7 protein-coding genes are annotated in these 7,322 nt (G+C 42.1%); 4 read left to right on the top strand and 3 right to left on the bottom strand.

The annotated features are described in order from the left end of the window. Positions 1 to 164: 164 nt before the first annotated feature. From Q0323_RS09155 to Q0323_RS09145, 3 genes are all read right to left on the bottom strand, one after another. The gene (locus tag Q0323_RS09155) at positions 165 to 314 is read right to left on the bottom strand and encodes a hypothetical protein (RefSeq protein WP_298053766.1); all 150 of its coding nucleotides are present in this window, start codon (positions 312 to 314) and stop codon (positions 165 to 167) included. A 76-nt stretch (positions 315 to 390) separates the two neighbouring features. Then, positions 391 to 855 carry a hypothetical protein gene (locus Q0323_RS09150; protein ID WP_298053762.1) on the bottom strand — a complete coding sequence of 155 codons (465 nt, stop codon included), beginning with the start codon at positions 853 to 855 and terminating at the stop codon, positions 391 to 393. Positions 856 to 1,136: 281 nt separating this feature from the next. Next, the gene (locus Q0323_RS09145; protein WP_298053759.1) at positions 1,137 to 2,183 is read right to left on the bottom strand and encodes a hypothetical protein; all 1,047 of its coding nucleotides are present in this window, start codon (positions 2,181 to 2,183) and stop codon (positions 1,137 to 1,139) included. 467 nt (positions 2,184 to 2,650) lie between these two features. Here Q0323_RS09145 and Q0323_RS09140 point away from each other — a divergent pair, with 467 nt between their 5' ends. From Q0323_RS09140 to rpsF, 4 genes are all read left to right on the top strand, one after another. Continuing rightward, on the top strand, positions 2,651 to 3,895 hold the full coding sequence (locus tag Q0323_RS09140) for a hypothetical protein (RefSeq protein WP_298053757.1): 1,245 nt from the start codon (positions 2,651 to 2,653) through the stop codon (positions 3,893 to 3,895). Next, a complete protein-coding gene (locus Q0323_RS09135; RefSeq protein ID WP_298053754.1) occupies positions 3,892 to 5,814 on the top strand; it encodes a ribonuclease R family protein in 1,923 nt (640 codons plus the stop codon). The genes Q0323_RS09140 and Q0323_RS09135 overlap by 4 nt, the downstream gene beginning before the upstream one ends. After that, the gene (locus Q0323_RS09130; RefSeq protein WP_298053752.1) at positions 5,814 to 6,818 is read left to right on the top strand and encodes a DNA polymerase III subunit delta; all 1,005 of its coding nucleotides are present in this window, start codon (positions 5,814 to 5,816) and stop codon (positions 6,816 to 6,818) included. The genes Q0323_RS09135 and Q0323_RS09130 overlap by 1 nt, the downstream gene beginning before the upstream one ends. Before the next feature lie 84 nt (positions 6,819 to 6,902). Then, positions 6,903 to 7,316 (top strand): 30S ribosomal protein S6, encoded by a 414-nt coding sequence (gene rpsF, locus Q0323_RS09125; protein ID WP_298053749.1) that lies wholly within the window; start codon positions 6,903 to 6,905, stop codon positions 7,314 to 7,316. Positions 7,317 to 7,322: the final 6 nt, after the last annotated feature.

Genomic DNA, 7,322 nt, shown 5'->3' with positions numbered 1-7,322 from the left:
AGACACAAAGTAAATAAAATAAATATTATAAATAAAATTTTAAATATTTTTTTCATATTTTTCCTTTTAAATTTAAAGTTTAACTTGCGAATTTAAACTCGGTCAGTATCGCTGATACTGAATTTTATGAATTCACAAATTTAAACTTGCTATTGCTTTTGAATTCAAGCAACAAGTAAATTTAAATTTGCAAATTTAATATTTGGATCTGTTTGATCTGAATTGCCCTCGGTTAAACCCAAAGAATATAGCAGTCTTTTTTCTGCTTTATCCAACTCGTTTGTTGCCTTGTTAATTCTACTTGAATTACTCATTTTTTGCCCTTTTTATTAAAATTTTTTATATTTAAATTTGCTATGTTTTTTCTTATTTCGTTTTCTTGTTCAGAAGTTAAACTAAGAATTGTATTGTTGGGAAAATTTTAAATCTTCTTTTTCTAAAAATAGCCATCAATTCTGTAACTCCACAATATCCATACGAAAAAAATCTATCAATTTGTTTTGCATGTAATATAATTTTAAAACCAAAAATATCCTTATAAACCATTTTATCTTCATAAATTTCAAAATAATCAAAAAAGATTATCGAATATAAAATTTGTAAAACTATAAACGAAATATAGGCACAAAACATATTTAAAATCAGACTAAATATGCCAATATCAAAAACAAAATTTGGTATAGCAAATATTATCGGTATCCAAGCTATCAACAAATAAACAATTAAATCAAAAGCTACATAAAACGGATTTCTTTTATCAAGTCTATAAAGTAGTTTTGGCTTGTTTTGATTTTCCAAATTCGTGTTTTCATCTAAATTTTGATTATTTTCTGAATTTTCTTTTAGTTTTTCCAAATTTACCCTTTTTATAAAATTTTATTGTAAATTCAATATCGGTCAGTATCGCTGATACTGAATTTTATGAATTTACAAATTTAAACTTACTTTACAAATTCACACAATTAGTAAATTTAAATTTGCAAATTTAATATTTGGATCTGTTTGATCTGAATTAGCCCTCAGTTAAATCTAAATAGCATAGCAGTCTTTTTTATACCACAGCTTGTTAATTGTTCAATCCCATATATACCCCGCCCATGCTAGCTCTGCATATGTTTTTAGCGCCTCAAACTTTCTCATTTTCTATCCTTTCTGAAGAATTCTTCTATCATCTTTTGATTACATATATCCAAATACTTCTCCCTGCCGCTATCGCAAGATATCCCGTATCCTCTCGACTCGCTTCCAAAAGCCTTTATAAAGCTTTCGCCTAACGCTCCTTGGTATCTTACGTTTTCGTATATATTATCGGCTAGTATCCTGCCCGTTTTTCTATCTTTTATGATTCCGCCGTAGTTAAAGCTTAGACCGATTAGGTCGTCAAGAAAGGTTTTGATATTTGGTACCGGCTCTATGCGCCAGTCCGTCATCCTATTTTCTTTTTCCAATACCAACTCTATATCGGCTATCTCATCTTCATTGATTTCTTTACGAGCTACGCATTTGTCTTTGTAAATTTGCTTGAGATCTTTCATATTGTATTTTATGTAGCTTAATATTTTAGACGGTTTTATATCTATCGTCGAGGCATTTCTATCATCAAGTAATGATTTTATCTCTCTGATTATTTTATCCTCGCTTTCATGATTTGATTGTAGTTGATTAAAAAATATATTTAATTCTTCATACGTTATCGGGATACTCTTTAAAAAGCCTCTTGTGCTTAACTTGGCTGATAAAAAGCACTCTTGTGCGGTATAGTCATCCAGATAAATTCTAAAATATTTACCGTTTGTGACAGGATTTTCGCTTTTTTCTTTATAATCTATGAAATTTACGTAGCCGTTTATCAAAGATATGAAATTCGCATCGGTCGTATTTGCAGGGAAATTTAGCCAATTGGTTGGATCTATCAAAGGAAAACCGCTTATATTCCATTCGACTATTTCTCTTTCTCCGGCATAGTAAGCATGTATGGCGGGCTTTTCATAGACGTTTATCTTGGCATATTTAAAATCATAATAGGCCATAATTGCTTTAAGTACGACAATATCCCCGAAAAACACCATAAACCAAACAAAAAGCCAAAAACGTTTGCGTTTGCCCTTGAGGGCGATTAAGGCGACAAAAAAGCTTATGGTAAAAAAAACGGGTATTATGAAAAGAAATACTATACTGCGCATATCTAACCCTTATAAAAATACATATGCAAATTTGTAGAGCTCAAAGAGCTTTTTTAGTAGCAATATTTTATTGCTCTATATCTTAGCTCGTCATTAAATTTCATATAAATTCATCGGCTTAAATTTATATGAAATTTTAAAAACTAGTTTGAGCATTTTAAAGTTATTTTCAGTTTTTAAGTCTTTTTGGCTCTTCAAACTTCTGTTTTAATCAAGCTCTTTATAAATAGAATTTCGATGCATTCTATACGAAAGGGGATTAAAATTTTATAAAACAGCGGATGAAATTTTAGGTTTGCCGTCACGATAAACGGGCGGATTAATCTGCGATTTTCAAACGCAAAAAAAGCACTTCAAAAGCCTCGCGAGCTGAAGCGGAATTTAGACGCAACGGCGGCGTTTTGCTTTGCAATTTGAGTTAAAATTTGATATGATTGTGCGAAATTTTTGTTGAACGGCTTTTTAAAATGAATAAATTTATAACCCAAAAAATAGGCGCTCTTGCAGGCTTTAGCGATGAAATTTTAAAAATTTTAGCATCGTTTGATGCGGACGTTTCGGACGTCAGGCTCGCTTTGCAAATTTCCAAAAACGCCTCTCTTGCGGATAAAATTTTAGATTTAGCCTTTTGCGGTTTGTCTAAATTTAGCGCCGAAGGGCTCGCGCGGCAAAATTTTATTGCCACGGATGAGCGGCGCGATCTACAAGGCGCGGAGCCCATAGAGTGCGGCTTGCAAGACGCTGCAAACGAGTGGCAGCAAAAAGAGTGCACCTCGAGCGAGCAAAAAGGCGCAGACTTAGCAGGGCAGGGCGATAGTCTTAAATTTAATCATTCAAATGACGCAAACGACGCGAACTGCAGCGACAAGAATTTTAAATTTAACCCTTCACAAGCAGCGAGCGATACGCAGCGGCAAAATCAGCACGCCGCTGCGAAAGCCGATTGCACGCTAGGTTCGAGCATCTCTATGCAAGCCGCGCAAACGCAACAGCAAGAACGAGAGCAGGAGCATGGGCAAGCGCAGCAGCAAAAACAGGAACAAGAATGGGGCAGAGCGCAGGAGCGGGGACAGGAGCAGGGCGCCGCGGCATTAAAGACGCTAAATTTGCAGCGAGCGTTCGAGCTTTACGGGCGCGAGCAGATGCGGGCGTTTTTTCTATTCGCCGTATTTGATGCTATGCTAAAGCCCGATTTGCAGGCATATCGCATCGACCGCAAAAAGCTCACGCAGGTCTCGCTGCTGCGAAATCTGCTTATGTTTTCGTGGATCAAATCCTACCCGCAGATAGAGCAAAACATCCTTTCAAGCGTGATTTTAGTGGAGTTCGGGCGGGTTTTTATCGACGAGCAGGTGTGCGCGGCAGGCAAGGCGGAGGAATTTTACCACGCCATCAAGGGCTCGATCTTTCCGCAGGATTTTACCGACGTAGAGATGGAATTTAGCGGCACGAACCGCGAGAGCGTCTCGCATGCGCTATTTGCACATTTCGGGCTAGGGCAGATCGCGCAGGACGCGCTGTATTCAAACGCCCCGGACGACGCGCCTTTTAAGAACAAATCCCGCTACGCGATGCTAAAGATCGCCAAAACCGCGGTCAATATCTACCACCACTTCGACGAGCTTAGCATCGACAACGCTTTAAATTTACTAGTCGAGTTCGGCTTCGAGCAGGAGGCGTTTTTAGAGGCGAAAGGCGAAATTTCGATATGAAAGAGTTCCTGCGCGCCTTTAACTCGGGCGTATTTGAAAAGGACCTTAACGGCGAGCAAAAGGAGCTCGTGCGCAACCTCCTAAATATCGGCGCTATCAGCGCGCACAAGGGCAAGCTCTATCTAAACGACGGCTATGTTTTCGGCAGGCTCGACATCTCGCGCGACGGCACGGGCTATCTGCAAAGCTTCGACGATCGCTTCAAAGCAGATCTCATCATCGAAAACAGATATTTAAGCGGCGTGCATCTGGGCGATCTGATCCTAGCAAAAATTTTAAGCTCAAGAAAGTCCCGTCTGCACGCAAAAGTGCTGATGTGTATTAAGCCCGCATTTTTAACGAGCGTGGTTTATACCAAAAGCTTCGGGCGCGAAATTTTAGGCGTGAACGTCAAAACCGGCCTCGCAAATCCGCTCAAAGCCACGCAAAAATCGCTAAAGCAGCTGCCCGCAAACACCCTTTTAAAGATCGATAATCTAACGAACGAAATTACCGAGGTGATCGGAAGCTTATCCGATCCCTTCGTCGATGAGAAAATTTCTTTAGCAATCTACGATAAAAACGACGAATTTAACGAAGCGTGCAAGCAGCAAGCCGCGAGCTTCGGCAGCGAAGTGGACGAGGCGCTGTATCCGCAGCGCGTGGATTTGCAGCATCTGCCCTTTTGCACCATCGATCCCATCGACGCCAAGGACTTCGACGACGCGATCTATTTCGACGTAAAAGTGCGCACGCTTTACGTAGCGATCGCCGACGTGAGCGAATACGTAAGCGAATACTCGCCGATCGATAAGGAGGCGAAATTTCGCGGCTTTTCGATTTACTTCCCGCACAGATCCGTGCCGATGCTGCCGCGCGAGCTTAGCGAAAACATCTGCTCGCTGATGCCAAATCTGCCTAGATTAGCCTTTGTTTTTAAAATCGCTTTGGATGAAAATTTAAACCCGCAAAAAGAGGAGCTTTTCGAAGCGATTATAAGATCAAAACGCCGCTACAATTACGACGAGGTCGATGAAATTTTACGCACCCGCAAGGCGCGCGAGCCTGAAATTTTAAGCTGGCTCTCGCCGCTTAATGAAATTTGCGAGCGCCTGCGCTGCGCGAGGCTAAAGCGCGGATTTGATTTCCGCACCAAGGAGCTTCGCATCACGCTTGATGAACACGGTTTTATAAGCTCCACCCGCTTTGAGACCGACACTCCGTCGCACAAGCTCATCGAGGATTGTATGCTGCTAGCCAACAAAGCCGCTGCAGCACGCATCGAACGGGGCGTTTTTAGAAATCACGGCTCAGCGGAGCTTAAAAAAATTTACGCTCTGCTTGACGATCTGGCGCTGTTCGGCATCGATGCGCCCTATCAGAGCAACCTTGCCAAAATGATCGGCGAAATCCAAGCGCAAGCCGATGCCATGGGGATCCGCGAGGAGGTCGATAAGCTCATCATCAAGGCTCAAAAGCGCGCCGAGTACGGATCCGAATCGCGCGGGCATTTCGGGCTCGGATTTGATAACTACACGCACTTCACAAGCCCGATTAGGCGCTATTCCGATCTCATTTTGCACCGATTGCTAAAGGCGCAGATGAGGGGGGATGAGAAATTTTATAATTACCTGCTTTTAAACATAGACGCGACGTGCGCGCGGCTAAATGAGCTTGAGCGCGAGGCGGATAAGGTCGCGTTTGATTTCATGGACCGAAAATTTGCGCGCTGGGCCGCAGAAAATTTAGGCAAAAAATTCCGCTGCTACATCGACGAAAGCGGAAATTCCGTCACCGCAAAGCTAGACGACAAACTAAAGGGGGCTAAAATTTTAGTTTCAAATTTCGCCGGCGACATTTTAACGCCCGTGCTAGTCGAGCTTACGGACGCAAATATCGCTAGCGGAGTGATCATAGGCAGGGTGGTAAAGAAGATCTGATGTATAGGAAAGAATTTGACGGTCTTATAGCAAGCGGAAGGGTGCCGAATTTCGTGCTTTTGCGCGGCGGAGACGACTTTTCAAACGAGCTTTACGCGCAGCGCCTGAAGCAAATTTACGCCTCGGAAAATTTTTTGAGTTTGTATTTTTTGGAGTATGATTTTGAGCAGGCGCGGAGCTTCTTGGAGCCCTCGCTTTTCGGCGGCAGCAATACGCTTCATATCAAAACCGCCTCGCTCATCAAAAAAGAGGAGCTGCGAAGGCTCATCGCGTTGTGTAAGTCGGACGAGAATAACCATCTGATCTACGAGCTAAACGATAGCGAAATTTCAGTGAGCGCGGATTTTATCAAGGAATTTGAACGAAACGAAGTGAGATTTTTCAAACCCTCGGGCGTGAATGAAGCCATAGCGCTGCTTGCGCAAAAATGCGAGATGTGCGGGCTTTTTGCAAACACCGCCGCGCTTAGCAGGATCTACGCCATCCACAACGAAAGCCTGAGCTTAAGCGCGAGCGAGATAGAGAAATTTGCAAGTTTGGGGCTCGAGCTTAGCCTGCAAAACGTAAATTTGATGGTTTATGGTCTTAGCGAGGTGAGCTACGACGAGCTTTTTGATAAAATTTTTGGACTAAGCGATTTTCGCATAGATTTTTACAAAATGGCTCTGGGCGGCGGATACAACGAGATGGAGCTGATAAATTATTTCTACCGCTTGATTTATAGAATTTTTCGCCTGCATGCTTACGTGAAAATAAACGGCAGATTTGATTTTAAGGCGGTTTTAGGTTATCAACCGCCCCCTTCCGTGGCCGCACAGATGCAGCGCTACGCCACCGGTTTTTCAACGCGGACGTTTTATAAAATTTTCGCTCACTTAAATGATTTGGAATTTGAACTCAAAAGCGAAAAGAACGCGGCGAAGGATGAGCTTTTGCTCGCGTCGTTTTTGAGGTTGCAGCGCATGCTGCTAAGCTCGCTCGGGCAAAAAGCAAACATTAAGTGAAATTTTAGTAATATCTCTTCGCATTTTTTGCAAAATCCTTGCCCGCAGACACCGTTTGCGAGCTAAAATCCATAAGGAGAATTTATGAGAAACTACGAGGTTTTATTCATCGTTAAGCCCACGCTTACAGACGATGAAGTTAAAACAAAAGTCGATTTCGTCAAAGAAATCATAACCAAAAACGGCGGAGAGATCGCTTCCGTGATCGAAATGGGCGCTAGAAAGCTTGCCTATAAGATCGACAAATATGAGCGCGGAGTTTATTTCGTAATCTATTTTAAGGCCGAACCGAGCTTGATCTCCGAACTTGTTAGAAATCTGCGCATCAACGAAGATATCATTAGATTTTTGACCGTCAAATATGAGACTAAGCGTGAAATTTCCGCTTGGGACAAGTTAAGCAAAGGCATCAAGCTAAGCCCTGCGAAAAAAGAGCGCGAGCCAAAAGCGCCGGCAGAGCCAAAAGAGCCTGAAGAAGCAGCCAAAGAAGGCGAATAAAGGATA

Origin of the sequence: uncultured Campylobacter sp., from assembly GCF_938030145.1 — a bacterium.
Taxonomy (GTDB): Bacteria; Campylobacterota; Campylobacteria; order Campylobacterales; family Campylobacteraceae; genus Campylobacter_B.
The sequence above is the reverse complement of the archived record's forward strand: the minus strand, read 5'-3'. Positions and strand labels throughout refer to the sequence as shown.